The 14,701-nt window shown below is 69.4% G+C and carries 12 protein-coding genes and 1 pseudogene; 4 read left to right on the top strand and 9 right to left on the bottom strand.

What is annotated here, in order from left to right; genetic code table 11:
• Window position 1: 1 nt before the first annotated feature.
• From R2E43_RS05335 to R2E43_RS05320, 4 genes and pseudogenes are all read right to left on the bottom strand, one after another.
• A complete protein-coding gene (locus R2E43_RS05335) occupies window positions 2-1,438 on the bottom strand; it encodes an FAD-dependent oxidoreductase (RefSeq protein ID WP_332055961.1) in 1,437 nt (478 codons plus the stop codon).
• Window positions 1,431-1,775 (bottom strand): annotated as a pseudogene (locus R2E43_RS05330) (DUF6545 domain-containing protein); the annotation flags it as partial. The gene R2E43_RS05335 and the pseudogene R2E43_RS05330, both read right to left, overlap by 8 nt.
• A gap of 48 nt (window positions 1,776-1,823) precedes the next feature.
• The gene (locus tag R2E43_RS05325) at window positions 1,824-2,486 is read right to left on the bottom strand and encodes a hypothetical protein (RefSeq protein WP_332057105.1); all 663 of its coding nucleotides are present in this window, start codon (window positions 2,484-2,486) and stop codon (window positions 1,824-1,826) included.
• Window positions 2,487-2,537: 51 nt separating this feature from the next.
• The gene (locus tag R2E43_RS05320; protein ID WP_011031047.1) at window positions 2,538-3,368 is read right to left on the bottom strand and encodes an SDR family NAD(P)-dependent oxidoreductase; all 831 of its coding nucleotides are present in this window, start codon (window positions 3,366-3,368) and stop codon (window positions 2,538-2,540) included.
• Window positions 3,369-3,499: 131 nt separating this feature from the next.
• Between R2E43_RS05320 and R2E43_RS05315 the strand changes: the two genes are divergently transcribed.
• Window positions 3,500-3,931: a MarR family winged helix-turn-helix transcriptional regulator gene (locus tag R2E43_RS05315; RefSeq protein WP_003972358.1), complete on the top strand. Its 432-nt coding sequence runs from the start codon at window positions 3,500-3,502 to the stop codon at window positions 3,929-3,931.
• A 247-nt stretch (window positions 3,932-4,178) separates the two neighbouring features.
• A complete protein-coding gene (locus R2E43_RS05310) occupies window positions 4,179-5,453 on the top strand; it encodes a PQQ-binding-like beta-propeller repeat protein (RefSeq protein WP_332055960.1) in 1,275 nt (424 codons plus the stop codon).
• A 184-nt stretch (window positions 5,454-5,637) separates the two neighbouring features.
• Here the strand turns inward: R2E43_RS05310 and R2E43_RS05305 are convergent, their stop codons facing one another.
• The 5 genes from R2E43_RS05305 to R2E43_RS05285 form a co-directional block, all read right to left on the bottom strand.
• Window positions 5,638-6,951 (bottom strand): hypothetical protein, encoded by a 1,314-nt coding sequence (locus tag R2E43_RS05305; RefSeq protein WP_191850033.1) that lies wholly within the window; start codon window positions 6,949-6,951, stop codon window positions 5,638-5,640.
• A 74-nt stretch (window positions 6,952-7,025) separates the two neighbouring features.
• Window positions 7,026-8,921, bottom strand: a complete 1,896-nt coding sequence (locus R2E43_RS05300) for an ATP-dependent nuclease (RefSeq protein WP_191850031.1) — start codon at window positions 8,919-8,921, stop codon at window positions 7,026-7,028.
• A gap of 203 nt (window positions 8,922-9,124) precedes the next feature.
• Window positions 9,125-11,290 (bottom strand): UvrD-helicase domain-containing protein, encoded by a 2,166-nt coding sequence (locus R2E43_RS05295; RefSeq protein ID WP_332055959.1) that lies wholly within the window; start codon window positions 11,288-11,290, stop codon window positions 9,125-9,127.
• A 49-nt stretch (window positions 11,291-11,339) separates the two neighbouring features.
• A complete protein-coding gene (locus R2E43_RS05290; RefSeq protein ID WP_387586383.1) occupies window positions 11,340-12,896 on the bottom strand; it encodes a serine/threonine-protein kinase in 1,557 nt (518 codons plus the stop codon).
• Between the two features lie 158 nt (window positions 12,897-13,054).
• A complete protein-coding gene (locus R2E43_RS05285; RefSeq protein ID WP_030871746.1) occupies window positions 13,055-13,501 on the bottom strand; it encodes an ATP-binding protein in 447 nt (148 codons plus the stop codon).
• A gap of 125 nt (window positions 13,502-13,626) precedes the next feature.
• On the opposite strand from R2E43_RS05285, the gene R2E43_RS05280 reads away from it, so the two are divergent.
• The gene (locus R2E43_RS05280) at window positions 13,627-14,481 is read left to right on the top strand and encodes a helix-turn-helix domain-containing protein (RefSeq protein WP_191850027.1); all 855 of its coding nucleotides are present in this window, start codon (window positions 13,627-13,629) and stop codon (window positions 14,479-14,481) included.
• The gene (locus R2E43_RS05275; protein WP_030871752.1) at window positions 14,478-14,684 is read left to right on the top strand and encodes a DUF397 domain-containing protein; all 207 of its coding nucleotides are present in this window, start codon (window positions 14,478-14,480) and stop codon (window positions 14,682-14,684) included. The genes R2E43_RS05280 and R2E43_RS05275 overlap by 4 nt, the downstream gene beginning before the upstream one ends.
• Window positions 14,685-14,701 lie beyond the last annotated feature (17 nt).

The following is a 14,701-nucleotide window of genomic DNA, read 5'->3' as shown; positions in this document are numbered from 1 at the left end:
ACTACGGCACAGCGGTCTTTCGCTCCGCATCGGTGAGGGGCGGCCCTTGCAGGTGCGGCCTCCTGGGGCCGATGAGCATGGGGATGAGCATGTCGGGCGAGAACAGCCGGGTCGCGGGTCGCTCCAGGCTCATGACATCCAGCAGGGCGGCCAGGGCGCGCGGATTGCGTGCGCCGGTCTCCACGGCCTTGTCGACGAAGCGCGCGAGGAGACGTTCGACGCCGTTGGGCCGGGTGTCGGTGGCTCCCGGATACAGGGCGTCCTGGCCGACGGCCAAGTCCCAGGCGGCGGCCACCGGTCGTGCGGCGGCGCGCTGAAGACGCCGTGCGAGGCCCGGTTGGCCCAGCCCCGTCGCGCCGAGCGTGTCACGGACGGCGAGGGCGCACTGGGCGGCGACGGTCAGACCGTGGCCGTAGACGGGGTTGTAGCCGGCGACGGCGTCGCCGAGGACGAGGAAGCCGTCCGGCCAGTGTTTGACCCGCTCGTAGTAGCGACGGCGGTTGGCCGTGGCCCGGGTGGTGACGATCTCCCCGAGTGGCTCGAGGCCCTTGACGAGTTCGCCGATGACGGGATCGTCGAGGTTGAGCGCGAAGTCGACGAAGGCACCGGGATCGTCGCTGGGTTCACCGCCGCGGGTGCCGGCCAGTGTGACGATCCAGCGGTTCCCCTCGATGGGCAGGACGATGCCTCCCCGCCCGGGCGCCTTGGCCGGGTTGGCCTGCACGTTCACGAGGGGGAAGTCGATGTTCCGGGCCGCCTCGGGGGCGCGGTAGAGACGGGTGGCGTAGGCGACGCCGGCGTTGACCTCGCGCTCCGTGATGCTTGGCCCGCCCAGCTCGGTGAGCCATCGCGGTGCGCGGGACCCACGGCCCGAGGCGTCGACGACCAGGTCTGCGCGCAGGGTGCGTTCCCCGGCGTCGGCGTCGTCGCCTGCGTAGGCGTCGGTGGCTGCTCCTGCGCGTATGCGGATGCCGGTGACCGCTGTGGCGTCGCCTTCGAGGCGGAGCGCGGTGGTCTCCTGGCGGAGTGTGATGCGTTCGTCGGCCAGGACGCGGCCGCGCAGGACGGAGTCGAGGAGGTCGCGGGAGCAGACCAGGTTGCGGTGATGGGTGGAGGTGAAGCGGCGGAACCACACTTCGTTGGGGGCCCGGGAGACCATGTCGCCCATGATGTGCGCCAGGCGGCCGCCGTGCGCGACGATTTCCCCGGTGAGACCGGGGAGCAGGTCGTCGAGGGCCTTGACTCCTCCGCTCCACACCAGGTGTGCGTGGCGGGCCTGGGGAACGCCCCTGCGCGGTTCGGGCCCGTCGGGGAGGCGGTCGCGCTCGACGACGGTGACGTCGGCGAAGTCCGCGAGGGCCGCCGCGGCGAGCAGACCGGTGGCACTGGCGCCGATGACCACTGCGGTGGGCCGGCGGGGGACGATTCCTTCAGCCATGGTGATGCGCGCTTTCTGTGCTGGTCATGCGTCGGCGGACGTCTTGGAGAATGCGGGGCCGGTGCAGGGCGAAAGCGATGCCTTCGATGTGGCCGCCCACGACCGCGCCACCCCGCGGCCCCTGGACGTGGGCGACGGAAGGTCCACCCTGCCAGTAGGTGCTGAGGGCGGCACTGATCGCGACGGCTCCGGCGACACCGTCCGCGTCGTCTTCCTGGACGTACCCGGCCCGTGCGGCCTCGCGGGCCCGCTGGTAGAGGACCGGGTCCACGTAGGGGCCGAGCGTGCGCAGCGCGTCGTGGATGCGCTGCCGGCGTTGCAACAGCTGCAGGTCGAGTGGGGTCCACGGTCCGAAACGCGATGCTTGCCCGCGGGCCTACGGGACCTACAGGGGCTGCACGCTGATGGACCACGGCCCGTTCGAGCGGGCGTAGATGAGGCACGGTCCGGTCAACGGTGCCTCGCCCCGCCAGGGGCCGACGTGGTTGGCCAGCTCGTCGAGGAAACCGTTCCCATCCGGTGCGTAGGTGTCGACGAGGAAGTAGCCGCCGTCCTCGGCCCGCGGGTCTCCCTCGTGGCAGAGCGAAGCGATCCCCGGGCCACCCTCGTAGCGCAGTACGTTCGAGGCGGGGCACCGTGCGGCGCCGTCCAAGGCCGCCGCGCTCGACACCGCGGTCGCTTCGATCGCCCACGGCCCGTCCGCCTGGACTCTGAGTGCCCGCACCGTCCTGTCGTCGGCGTTGACCAGCGCCCGGCAGGCGAAAGGCCCGTCCGTGTAGACGAGTTGGCTCTGGGAATGCAGACCGGCGTCCAGGGCGTCCACGACGAAGTGGCCTCGTCCCTGATGGGTGATGTCCAGGATGACCGGCTCCGCAGGCGTCGTCATCCGTGCGACCTGGTCACTGTGGCCGCCGATCCGTTGCAGCACCGGGCCGCCCGCGGCGAGCGGTGGAGGTGCCTGTCCGGGCGCGCTCTCACTCTTGACGACACCGGAGAGCGGCACCACACCGGCGGGCCGCTCCTCCCGATCCCGCTGGAACCACTTCATGGCCCGCCCCCCGTTCATGCTGCTTCTCCGCGCAGTATGCCACCCGGGACATCACTGCCCCGGCGTGGCGGCGGGATCGCGATCGCTGACGTCGCGGAACCCAAGTCGGCGGTTGAGGGCGCCCGTGACCCGCGTGACCGCGGTGCGAGGCAGCACCCTCGAAGCCCAGACCCCGACGCGCTGGGACGCACGCCCGGGGAAGGAGACGGCCCGGCCCCGGGCGAAGTCGTCGAGCGTCCTGGCGGCCACGTCGGCGGGAGCATCCGTGAACTTGGGGTTCATGGACGCGGTCGTCCGGTCGAAGAACCCGGTCGCGGTGGCTCCCGGGTGGGCCGCCATCACGCGTACGCCGGTGCCGCGGACCTCCTCGGCCACCGCCTCGGTGAACGAGAGCACGAACGCCTTGGTGGCGGCGTAGCTCGCCTGGTACGGCATGGGCTGGAAGGCGGCGGTGGAGGCGATGTTGACGATGCCGCCGCGGCCGCGTTCGACCATGCGGGCACCCAGGAGGTGGACCAGTCCGACCAGGGCGGTGACGTTCACGTCGACGGACTGGAGGTTGGGCGCGAGGGGCCGGACGAGGAAGGGACCCACGGCCCCCATCCCGGCGTTGTTGACCAGGAGATCCACGTCCAGGCCGAGTCCGTCGACGGCGTCGAGGACCCGCTGCGGCGACCGCCGGTCGGACAGGTCCGCGGCGATCACGTCGACGCGGACGGAATGGGTGGCCCGGATCTCGTCGGCGAGGGCGTGCAGCGCGTCGGCCGAGCGGGCGACGAGAACCAAGTGCGCGCCCCGGGAGGCGAGTTCGCGTGCATAGGCCTCGCCCAGCCCCTTGGACGCGCCGGTGACCAGGGCGGTGGTGTTCGTGTACTCGTGCATGGGTGAGTGCCTTCTGTGCGGCTGGATGCGGGCATGGAACGGCCCAAGGAGAGATGATTCGAGCCTCGAAGCAACTGACTCCAACATACATACACTTCGAGCCTCGAAGTAAATAGGCGTACGATGGGCCCATGACGCGAAGCACCCTCGAGGCGGCGGTGGCGGCGAACCACGAGCTCTTCATGCAGACCGGCGACCGGATCGAGGCGGTCCTGACGGAGCACGGCCTGACCCCCGCGACAGCTCAGGCCCTGTGGGCCATCGACCCGGACCAGGCACCGCCCTCGATGAAGACACTGGCCGGCCGCCTGTACTGCAACGCGCCCAACCTCAGCTTCGTCATGAACCAGCTCACCGACCGCGGCCTGGTCGAACGCTCCGCCGACCCCGCCGACCGCCGCTCGCGCGTGGTGGCCCTGACGGACGACGGGCGCCGCGTGAGGGCGGCGGTCATCGAGGCGACGCTGGCGCTGACGCCCTTCGCACGGCTGGGGGACGAGGAGCTGCGCCAGCTGGTGGATCTCCTGGGAAAGGCCCTGGAACCGGCTGCGGAGGGGGCCTGAGATCAGGCGGGCCGGCCGCCCGCGGCACCGTCTGAGGTGCATGAGGTGCGTGAGGTGTGTGAGGTGGGTCCGCGACGAGTTGTCTCGATTGCTTCACGGTGCTGTCGCGGTTGGGATCTGACGGTGTGAACGGCACGGGAGCCCGGCTAACGTCCTGGTCGCAGAGGCGCACGTCCGTATGTCCGGTACGGCGTGGGCTCCTGTTCGGGTTCCGGTACTGACGCATCACACCACGGGGGTACTGCACATGGTCAGGCGAGACAGCGGGTCGGACGTCAGAACACCTGGGGCCTTCGGTGCTCCTTCCCGGCGGCGTGTACTGCGCTTGGCCGGCGGCGGTCTCGCGCTGGCGGCGCTGACCGCCGGCACGGTCGGCTGCGACGAGGACTCCGTGGACGTAGAGGACCCGGGAAGCACCGGCGGTGACGAGCCGAAGGGCGGCGGCAAGGGCTCCGGCGACGGTGGCGACGTCGGCGAGAAGGGGCAGGCTCCGAAACCGCTGTGGACGAAGCCGACCTCGGCCGAGACCTACGGTGACAACGACGAGCTGGTGGCCGCGGGCGGCGTCGTGATCGCCAGCGGCAGTCCGCTGGCCGCCCTCGACGCGGCGACCGGCGGGCAGAAGTGGTCCCTGCCGGGCGGTGCCGTCCCCGGCGCGCCCCTGCTGCTCAGCGAGCACACCCTGTACCTGGCCAGCAGCGAGTACGACGGCTCCGTCATCGGATACTCCCCGGCCTCCGGCAAGGAGACCTGGCGCAGCCGACTGGGCAAGGAGTACCGGCAGCCGCGACCGATCGCGGTGGACGAGGAGCAGGTGTACGTCATCGCCGAGATCCTCGAGGAGGACGGGTCGTCCAAGACCAACGTCATCGCCGCCCTCGACAGCACCACCGGCAGGATCGCCTGGAAGGAACAGCGAGACGTCGGCACCGAGCAGAACGGCATCCACGCCGCCGTCCGGGGCCGCCACCTCGTCTACACCGACTTCAAGAAGAACCTCACCGTGCGCGACACCGCGAGCGGCGGGCAGGTGTGGACGCACAAGACGACCAAGACGAACTACGGCTTCTTCACCGTCCACCAGGACCTGGTCATCGTCCCCCAAGGGAACGTGCTCCAGGCATTCAACCTGGCCGACGGCAAGGAGAAGTGGTCCCTGGAAGCGTCGGACGGTGCCCTCTTCCGGGAACCGGCCGTACTGGAGGACGTGCTCTACGTCGCCGACAGCGCCAGAACCATGTGGGCCGTGGACCCGCGCACCGGCAGACAGCTCTGGAAGTCCGAAGCCCTCGCGGACGCGGGGCTCCAGGTGCCGCGGCAGTACGTCAAGGCGGGCGACACCCTCTACGGCGCCACGGACCTGGACAAGCAGGGCGGCATCATCGCCATCGACGCGAGGACCGGCGAGGTGCGCTGGACGTTCAACGACAAGACGGGCGACTACCACGCCTGGCTGGTGGCAACCGACGGCAAGCGCGTCTTCGCCCTGCACGGCAAGAAGCTGCACGCGCTGGCGGTGTAGCTACCCGTAGGGCGGACCACTGAGGTGGTCAGGGACACAAGTGCCGACCACCCGTCGCCGCGGGCAATCCGGGCAGCGCGAACACATCGCGGTCGCGCTGCCCGGGGATGCTGCCCGCCACGCATCACAAAGGCCTAAATCAGGGCCGGTCCAGAATTTCGGTGAACAACGAAGTCCGTCGCGCCTACGCCGACGCGGGAAGCGCAGGGAACACGACTACCGAACCGTTCTCCTCGCGAGCGATTTCGATCGCCACGTCTGTCGGGCGACTGTCGACCATGACGCCGTCACCCAACTGACGAACCCGATGTGCAGCGCGCATCAGACGATCGACTTCCGCGTTCGTGAAGACGGGTCGCAGTCCGTGCGGGCGGGCCAGCTCCAGCGTCGACAGGCGGACCAGTACGTCGGCAAGGCCCGATTCCAGGGCGTCGAGGCGTTGCTGGTCGCGCTTGAGGACACGGGTGAAGCTCTGGAACAGGTTGCTGGGGTCGCCCTGGGCGTGCTCGACGGCCTGCAGGACGACGACTCGCCGCTTCAACGCGATGGCGAGGGTGGCGAGTTCCAGGTGGGCGCGGAAGATGCCGCCCTGGTCGCCGATTCCGGGGAACGACTTGGTCAGCGTGCCGAGATCGACGGCCTGGCCCTCGGGCAGCTTGTCGAGTGCGCTCTGCCACTTGGCAAGGCGGCGATCGACGGCGCCCAGCGCGGAGTTGATGGCGTGCACCGCCGAGTCCAGACCCAGCGAGACCCCAGGCCTGCCCTGGTCGAGCAGGATGGCGGTGGCCTTGTCGATGGCGTCCCGGCAGCCGTCGAGTGTGCTGTGCTCCTGTTCGAGCTCCTGTTCCTGCAGTTGCTCCAGCATTTCCGTGATGTGCTCGATGGCCTGCTGACGCTTGCCGTCGGCATGCGCGCTCACGCCCACCGCCACGGCCATGAGCACGAGCGGCGCGGCCACGGTGAGCATCGCACTGCCGCCGACCGCCACGCCCGCCGTCGCACCGGCACCACCGACCGCGCCTGCCGTTGCCGCTTGACTGACCGGCACGAACGTCGCGGCACCGGCGATCTTCCCCGAAGAGTCCACGATCGCGCCACGGAGGGCATCGGACGTGCCCTTCGCCACCATCGGCCGAAGGCAGCCCTGACCGACCTGGGCCGCGAGCTTCGCTGGAATTACCATCCGGTACAGGCCTTCGCCGGAAGCTGTTGCCGTAGCCGACAAGGAACTCCGCGCTGATTTCGTGATGAGCTGTGACAGGTGCTGAGCCAAAGGGCTCGCGGCATCGAGCGGGATGCCCCGGCCGCGGTCCAGCTTGTCGGGCAGCGGATGTGCCTCGAGCGTGGCGATCGGCTCGTCGGCCAGAGCGGCCAGTGCCCCGCGCAGTTCATCCAGGCGCTCAGCCGTCATAGGCCCGTCCCCGGTCAATGCGGGCACCCGGGCATCACCGGTCGCCAGCGTCCACACCGGAACGATCCCCTTGCGGTCGTCAGTCATCGTCTCCCCTTATTCTCCAGCGACAGCCTACGGTCGGAGGCCGACCGGAAGGGCATGAACCTTGTGCGTACGTGCTAGGTGTGAGGTGCCGGCCGCCCCGCCATGGCCCTCACGTTTTCCATCAGCGCGTGCAGCAGCTTCGGTTCACCATTGGCGGTGCGTGCGGCCTCTGCGTACGTCGGCCCGTGCTTGTTGTCCACGTAACCCTCGCCTTGCGCGATCAGTTCCAGACGGCGAGCGTTCCAAGCGGGCCAGTGGACCTCGAGATAGGTGTCGAGGTCGTCCTCGAAGACGGTGTGGGTCTCCTCGCTCGCGGTCGCCGGGTTGGCTTCGGTGGGTGCCCCCAAATAACTGAGGATCTTCGCGGTCTTCACGATGCTGGCGCGAAGGGCCTCCGTCTTCTTCTCGGTGTCCGCGTCGGCCGTCTTCCTCGGTCCGCTGTCCGCGTCGAACACGAGGTGGCAGCGTACGCCGAACCCGGTGAGGATGGCGTGGCAGAGGATCAGGTTGTCCTTGCCCTCGGCGTTCACCACGCAGATGCCTTGGGCGCCCAGGCTGAAGCCCTGGCGCTCGGCGAAGGCCAGCAGGATGCTCTCGTCCGTGGCGCCCTCGACCAGGACGGCGGCGTCGGCGAACAGTGCTTCGGCGAGCTCCTTGACGTACCGAGTGGTTCCTCGCCTTGCGATGGACTTCTCCGACACGTGGTCCTCGAGGGACTGCCGAAGTTCCGTTTCGGTGAGGGCTCGCAGCCTCACCTCCGGATGCTCACCACCGCTGACCCGATAGAGTCTGCGGACCTGCTGATAGTCGCTAGGGTCGATGAGCACCGGGCTGTGCGTCGCATACATGACCTGTGTCTGGTCATCGGCGGACGCAACCAGGCTGCGCAGCACCTCCGCGAAGACCCTGGTCTGCGCAGGGTGCTGGAACAGTTCGGGCTCCTCGATCGCCAGGCACAGCGAGCGCGTGCCGTTCTCGGGGCGGCGGCACTCCGAGAGGTACCTGAGCGCCGCGATGATCAGCGCACGCTGGAATCCGTGCCCCTGACGACGAACCGGTGTCAGAGCCGCCCCGTCACGGATGTTGACCGCGAACGCGGTCTTGGCCCGCTTGGGTACCTGGGCCGTCGGGGTGACGACGACGTCCCGACCGGTGGTGAACCGGCCGACTTCCATGGACAGGGCGCCGGACAGCCTCGCGAGCACCGGCTCGTAGATCTCCCTGTGCACCTTTTCGCGGGCCGCCTGGGCGTCCTCGTCGATGGCCGTGAACTGGGCTTCCGCCTCCGAGCGGTCGACCGCGTGCTCGAGGATCCGCCCCACCACGGTCGTCTTGCTGTCGTCGGTCTCCTCGTACGCCCGCAGATCGGCCGAGATGAAGACGAAGTCGATGAGCTTGCCGAGCAGTCCCTGGCCGGCGAAGCCGAAGAAATGCGTGCCCTCCACCTCGGCCTCGGCGAGACGGTCGCGGTTCCTCGCCTCCCAGGACCGCATCTCCGTCTCGGCGGCGTCCCAGCCACGGACGGCGGGCAGGCCGAGTGCCGGGTCCTGGTCGCGTAACGCCTTGTACGCGGTCGTCTTCTCCCGGCTGCTGCCGCCCTCCCGGATCCGCTCGAAGGGCGGATAGGCCAGGGCCTTGCCCGTGATCCGGTCCTCTCCGTTCTCCCAGGTGCGCCAGATGCTCAGCGTGTCCAGCCCGTCGGGCGCGTAGTGGCCGAGCATGGAACGGTCGGAAGCGGTGAGTCCGTCGAACTCGACCTCCACACGGATCCGCTTCGTCTCCGCCGCGGAGTGCACGTCCTCCTCGCTGAGGATGCCGCCCTTCTCACCGTTGAAGAACCAGTCCAGCGCACGCAGCACGGTGGACTTGCCGACGCCCGTCGGTCCGATGAGCGAAGTGATGGAGTCGAAGGAGACATCGAGGCTGCGCAGACAGCAGAAGTTCTCGATGCGAACGCGCTTGATCTTCATGGTCATCCTGAAGTGTGACGATGCGGAGCAACCGAGGTGGCGAGGCGCCGACCGACCTCCGGGCATGCGGGTCAGGTGCCTCCGGCGATGTCCCCCCAGGCATCACCGGAAGCATGCATACTCAACCATGCCAGTGAAAGCAATGTCAATCAATTCACCATGGCCGTGCAGTGATTGCAGGCGGATGCTCCGAGGTTCGAAGGTTAGAGGGTGGTGATGCCGGCTTCGGTCAGGAAGGGGCTCGGCGCACCTGACCAGGAAACGGAAAGACTGTCCCGCGCACGCGTGCAGGCCACGAACAGCAGGCAGCGCTCGGACATCATGTCCGTCTCGTGCTGCTTGGGGTCCACGTCGGGCGGCGTGATCGCCTTCGCGAACGGCAGAGCTTCGTCGTTGACACCGATGACCGCGACGCAGCGGAACTCCAGTCCCTTGAACGAGTGCATGGTTCCGACCCGCACAGCCGCCCCCTCGCCCGTCGTGGAGTCGCCGGAAGCGCTACGCAAGGACACTGCGGGGACACCCGCGTCCTTCAGGTGCGCCACGGCCTTCGCGCACGTCTTGTTGAACCGGGTGCTCACCCCGATCTCTCCGGCACCCACCCCCGCGTCCATCCACGCCCGCACCTGGTCGACCAGGGCGTCCAGTTCAGCCTCTTCACTCGCCGCGCCCCGTACGGCGGGCCCGTCGCCGTGGAGAGCGGAGCGGTAGCCGAGCAAGGTCTCGTTGCGGCCCTCGTCCTCGAACTGGGCGATCGGCCGGCCGATCAGCAGGGCCGTGGACCAGCGCAGGATCTCCTGCGTACTGCGGTAGTTCTTCCGCAGTTTCACCGACCGCCCCGTCACCCTGATGCCGAGGGACTTGAGCGACACCTTCGAGTCGTAGATGCGCTGATGCGGGTCGCCCGCGATGAACAAGTCGTCGGGGCGGGCCGGAACGGCCGCGCGCAGCAGCCGCCACTGCGCCGGATGCAGGTCCTGCGCCTCGTCCACCACCACATGCCGGTACGGCGGCCCCTTCGCCTCCAACAGCCCCGCCGCCTCCACGCACGTCTGCAGCCAGGTCCGGCACCCGTCCGCCGCGAGACCGGCCGTGAACCGTTCCACGGTCTTCCACACCAGCGGCCGTTCGGCCGCCGTCAGCCTGCTGCCCCGGCCCCGCCGGTCAGCCGCCTCGTACTCGGCCAGGCTTCCGATGCCCTGGGCCAGGACGACATGCCGGTACTCCTGCGCCAGGAACTGCGCGCTGCCCGTGAAGCCCGTCGCCTTGGCGGCCCTGCCCCAGCGGCTGACCTCCTCGTTGCTCATCAGCGGCCGCAGCGTCACCGCGCCCGGAGCCTCCGCGACGACCCGGCCCGCGAAGCCGTCCACGGTCGAGATGTCGACCCGCTCGCGCAGCTCAGGATCCTCCACCAGGGACTCCAGACCCGAACGGAGGGCGTTGACGAGCGCGTTGGTGTACGTCGTGAGCAGGATGCGGTCGCCGTCCCGCAGATACCCGAGCAGATGCTTGACCCGGTGCAGCGCGACCACGGTCTTGCCCGTCCCCGGGCCGCCCGTGACCTGCGCGGGGCCGGAGTAGGACGCCCGGTAGGCCACCTTCCGCTGCGAAGGGTGCAAGAAGACCCGCCAAGCGGCGAAGGGCTTCTCCAGGATGTCCCGCAGCTCCTCGGGAGCCGTCACCAGAGCGATCCGTGCCCGGGTGTGCTGGATCGCGGTCTCGTAGTCCCGCGTGTCCACCGGCTTCGTGGACGCGTGCAGCGCCGGGGCCACGATGTCCTGCCAGACCTCCTCCACCGTGCAGCCCGAGGCGAGGTACTGCAGCACCTCCCGCTGGTCCTGCGGCAGCAGCGGCGCGAAGACGTCCAGCTGTTCCTGGTCGACGAGCGACCGCGCCTGCCGGAGCGTCTCGTCATCGATGCCCAGCGCCTTCAGGTCCCCGTCGGAGAACTTCGCGAACAGCCGAACCTTCGACGAGTGGTCCGCGACCCGTTCGTAGGCGGGCGTGATTTCGTCGAGGGTCGCCGCGTCCCGGATCTCGACGGCCCGCGTCACCTCGTTGATGCTGGACTTCTGCTTCATCGCCCAGGCGATGGCCTTGTCGTGCTGCATCACCCGCAGCAGGACGAACGTGTCCCCAGTGGGCGGCGCGAGCACCACACCGCGCCAGAACTGGTCGATGCGGATCGTCCGGATCTGCTTGTCCTTCGCCTTCACGAGGCTCTCCAGCTTCAGCCCCTGATCCTTGAAGAGCTGGTCGAGAGTGAGCCGGTTGAACTTCTCCCAGGCGTCGAGGACGCCCTTCCTGACCGGGGGCTGGAGCTTGGGAAGCTCGGCGAAGAAACCGATGTCGAAGGCGAGCTGCGGCATGCGGAGATCCTAGTGCCCCGGCCGACCTGCGGTACGGGCAAAGGCCAGGTCAGGCCGACGGACCGGTACCCTCGCCGTCGTCCTCGTCGAGATCGAGATGGATAACCGCCAGAGTCTCGGCCACCTCGGCGGTCAGCTCGTGGTTGGGGCCGAACACCACGCACAGATCCTGGTGCAGGGGCTCCAGGACGCCGAAGGCCTCGGCAGCACGCTGCTGCGCGAGGAGCAGCATGCCGATGTCGTGGCGAAGCTCCACCGCGTTCTCGCTGACGTCTCCGTCGATGGCGCGGACGGTCTCGAGGACGCCGTTCAGCCCGTCCAGCGCCTCGGTCACCTGGCCGAGTTTGCCGCGACAGCGCGCCGCCTGAGCCCGGCACCACAGTGCCTCTTCGCTGTTCGTCCCACTCACCCGTCCGTAGGCGTCGGCCAGCGCTTCGAACTCCGGCAACGCGGCCCGGTGGTCACCGGCCAACTGCCGGCTGACCGCCTGCCACGAACGCAGCCGCAGCACCGCCCTGCTCTCCGAGCCGAGGGACCGTGCGGCCGGCTCGATCAGCTCACCCACCACGTCGGCGGCCTGTGCGTACCGTTCCTCCTCCATCAGGGCCACGTAGTGCGCGTGGACCTCGCGGATCTGCTCCCGCAACGCCTCCCGCTCGGCCGCGGGCACGACGGGCGGGGCGTCCGGGCCGGCGACGGGGGCGGCGGCCTGCGCGCCGCCCGCGGCACCGGCGCGCGAGCGGGGCGCGTACGGCCGACGGAAGATTCCCGTCGGGTCGGGCGCCCCAGCGGGCCCTGCCTCCTCCGGCGCGGACTCATCGCCAGGCCCCGGCAGGAAGGGCCGCAACCGCTCGTACACCTCCTGCACGTCCGCCGGACGCGCCTCGGGTGCCTTGAGGAGCAGATGCAGAACGAGCTCCTCCAGGCCCGCCGGTACGTCGTCGCGCAGTTGCCGCAGCGGGGTCGGGGTCGCGTTGACGTGCTGGGTCATCAGCTGCCACTCGCTGTCCCCGCTGAACAACGTCCGTCCGCAGAGCAGTTCGTGCAGCACGCACCCCAGGGCGTACAGATCGGTGCGCGGCGTGACCCGCGCGCCACGCACCTGCTCCGGCGCCATGTACTGGTGCGTGCCGATCGGGCTGCCCGTCGCGGTCAGCTTGGTGACGTCCGTCTGGAGGATCGCCGCGATGCCGAAGTCCAGCACCTTCACCGTGCCGTCCCGGGCGACGAGGATGTTGCCCGGCTTCAGGTCACGGTGGACGACGGGTACGTCGTGCGCGTACGAGAGGACGGTCGCCACCTGCGCCGCCACGGCCACCGCCCAGCTGACGGGGAGCGGGTGGTCCGGGTGCACGTACGCGGTGAGTGGGACGCCGTCGACCAGCTCCATCACCAGGAACAGCTGCTCGTACGACTCGTCCAGCACCGCGTCGTACACCTGCGGTACACCCGGGTGCTGGATCCGGGCGGTGACCCGTGCCTCGCGCCGGAACCGCTTCTCGAACTCCTCCGCCAGGTGCGGTGACGTCACGGCCTGCGGGCGGATCAGCTTCACGGCGACCGGCCGGTCCAGTACGGCGTCGTAACCGCGCCAGACGTCCCCCATGCCCCCGTTGTCGAACTGCTCCAGCAGTTCGTAACGCCCCGCGACCCGTCGTACGTCCGGCACCTGGTCCCCGCTCCCGCCCCGTCGAGTGTCCGAAGGGGTCAGTTTCGCGGGCGGGGGTTCCGTGCGTCCAGCCAGGTCGCCGGGGAGCTACACGATCAGGTCAGGCCGGGCGCGGCGCACTCCGCCCACACGGTCTTGCCGGGGCCGCCCTCGGCACGGGGCGAGCATCCCCAGCGGTCGGCGAGCGCCTCGACGAGCAGCAGTCCGCGCCCGCCGTCGCTGTCCTCCGGTACGTCGGCGGGGAGGCGGGGGAGACGCTCGCCCCGCGTGTCGGTCACCTCGATGCGTACGGTGCCGGTGGCCGGGTGGGCAGTGAGCGAGAGGTGGAAGTCCCGGCCGGCGACGTGCCCGTGCCGTACGGCGTTCGCGCACAGCTCCGACGCGATGAGCGTGACGACGTCGTGCACGTCGGTGCCGTACGGAATCCCCCAGGCGTCCAGACGGTGCGCGCACAGGCGCCGGGCCAGGCGGGCGCCCCGCGGGGTGGAGCTGAAGCACATCGCGAACCTGTGCACCGTCAGGGGTGGTTGTGTTGCGGTCATGCACTCACGGTGGCGCTTCGTGGCCTAGCGTGACCAGTGGTGACGCGCTGACGTCGGGTCGTCGTACGGAGCGGACGCGGGCGCTGTACGTGGTGGTACGCGGGGAGAGGACAGGAGGCGGGGCGGTGACCGTGAGGGACGAGGAGTCGGCGGCGCAGCGGCAGCAGCGGCCGGAGGAAGAGCCGGGGACGGGCGTGGTGACCGCGTTCGGACGGCAGCTGAAGCTGCTGCGCGTGCGGGCGGGACTGGAGCGGGCCGAGTTCGGCAAGAGGCTCGGCTACTCGGCGGACACGGTGGCGTCCATCGAGCAGGGGCGGCGTATTCCGCAGGCTCGGTTCATCGAGAAGGCGGATGAGGTGTTGGGGGCGGGGGGTGTGCTCACGGCGCTGAAGGAGGAGGTGGGGCGGGCTCAGTATCCGGCGTTCTTCCGGGACATGGCTCGGCTCGAGGCGAGAGCGACAGCGTTGAACGTGTACGCCCTGTACGCAGTGCCGGGTCTGTTGCAGACGGAGGACTACGCCCGAGCCGTATTCCACATGCAGCGGCCGCTGCTGGAGGACGACGTGATCGAACAGCGGCTCGAGGCGCGTATGGTGCGGCAGGAGATCTTCCGTCGGCGCCCTGCTCCGTTGATGAGCTTTGTGATCGAAGAAGCGGTGCTGCGCAGGCCGATCGGCGGTCGGAAGGTCATGCGTGAGGCGCTGGAGCAAGTCCTCCTCACGGGCCAGTCGAGGAACGTCGAGGTGCAAGTCATGCCGATCGACCGAGAGGACAACGCGGCATTGGGCGGCCCCTTCTCGCTGATCGACACCGACAACGGAAAGCGCCTTGCCTACGCGGAGGTACAGGACCACAGTCGCCTCTACACCGACGCTGCATACGTGCGCACGCTGGAAGCGCGCTATGGCATCCTCCGATCACAGGCGCTGACACCGAGCGAGTCAGTGTCGTTCATTGAGCAACTGATGGGAGACACATGAGCGTGCAGCACAGCAAGGCGGCTGTGCCCGAGGCCGCTTGGACCAAGAGCAGCTACAGCACGGGCAACGGTGGTGAATGCGTCGAGGTCGCCGCAGTCTCCGGAGCCATTCTCGTCAGGGACTCGAAGCGACCCGCAGTAGCCAGGATCGCCTTCGGCTCTGAGGCCTGGGACGGGTTCGTGCGGATGACCGCAGGGCGCTGAACTGATCGAAGACCGGC

Origin of the sequence: Streptomyces violaceoruber (genome assembly GCF_033406955.1) — a bacterium.
GTDB lineage: Bacteria > Actinomycetota > Actinomycetes > Streptomycetales > Streptomycetaceae > Streptomyces > Streptomyces violaceoruber.
The sequence above is the reverse complement of the archived record's forward strand: the minus strand, read 5'-3'. Positions and strand labels throughout refer to the sequence as shown.

Coding starts and splice junctions, on each gene's coding strand:
- R2E43_RS05335 (WP_332055961.1), bottom strand. CDS start 1,438: ATGGCTGAAGGAATCGTCCCCCGCCGGCCCACCGCAGTGGTCATCGGC.
- R2E43_RS05325 (WP_332057105.1), bottom strand. CDS start 2,486: ATGAAGTGGTTCCAGCGGGATCGGGAGGAGCGGCCCGCCGGTGTGGTG.
- R2E43_RS05320 (WP_011031047.1), bottom strand. CDS start 3,368: ATGCACGAGTACACGAACACCACCGCCCTGGTCACCGGCGCGTCCAAG.
- R2E43_RS05315 (WP_003972358.1), top strand. CDS start 3,500: ATGACGCGAAGCACCCTCGAGGCGGCGGTGGCGGCGAACCACGAGCTC.
- R2E43_RS05310 (WP_332055960.1), top strand. CDS start 4,179: ATGGTCAGGCGAGACAGCGGGTCGGACGTCAGAACACCTGGGGCCTTC.
- R2E43_RS05305 (WP_191850033.1), bottom strand. CDS start 6,951: ATGACTGACGACCGCAAGGGGATCGTTCCGGTGTGGACGCTGGCGACC.
- R2E43_RS05300 (WP_191850031.1), bottom strand. CDS start 8,921: ATGAAGATCAAGCGCGTTCGCATCGAGAACTTCTGCTGTCTGCGCAGC.
- R2E43_RS05295 (WP_332055959.1), bottom strand. CDS start 11,290: ATGCCGCAGCTCGCCTTCGACATCGGTTTCTTCGCCGAGCTTCCCAAG.
- R2E43_RS05290 (WP_387586383.1), bottom strand. CDS start 12,896: ATGGGGGACGTCTGGCGCGGTTACGACGCCGTACTGGACCGGCCGGTC.
- R2E43_RS05285 (WP_030871746.1), bottom strand. CDS start 13,501: ATGACCGCAACACAACCACCCCTGACGGTGCACAGGTTCGCGATGTGC.
- R2E43_RS05275 (WP_030871752.1), top strand. CDS start 14,478: ATGAGCGTGCAGCACAGCAAGGCGGCTGTGCCCGAGGCCGCTTGGACC.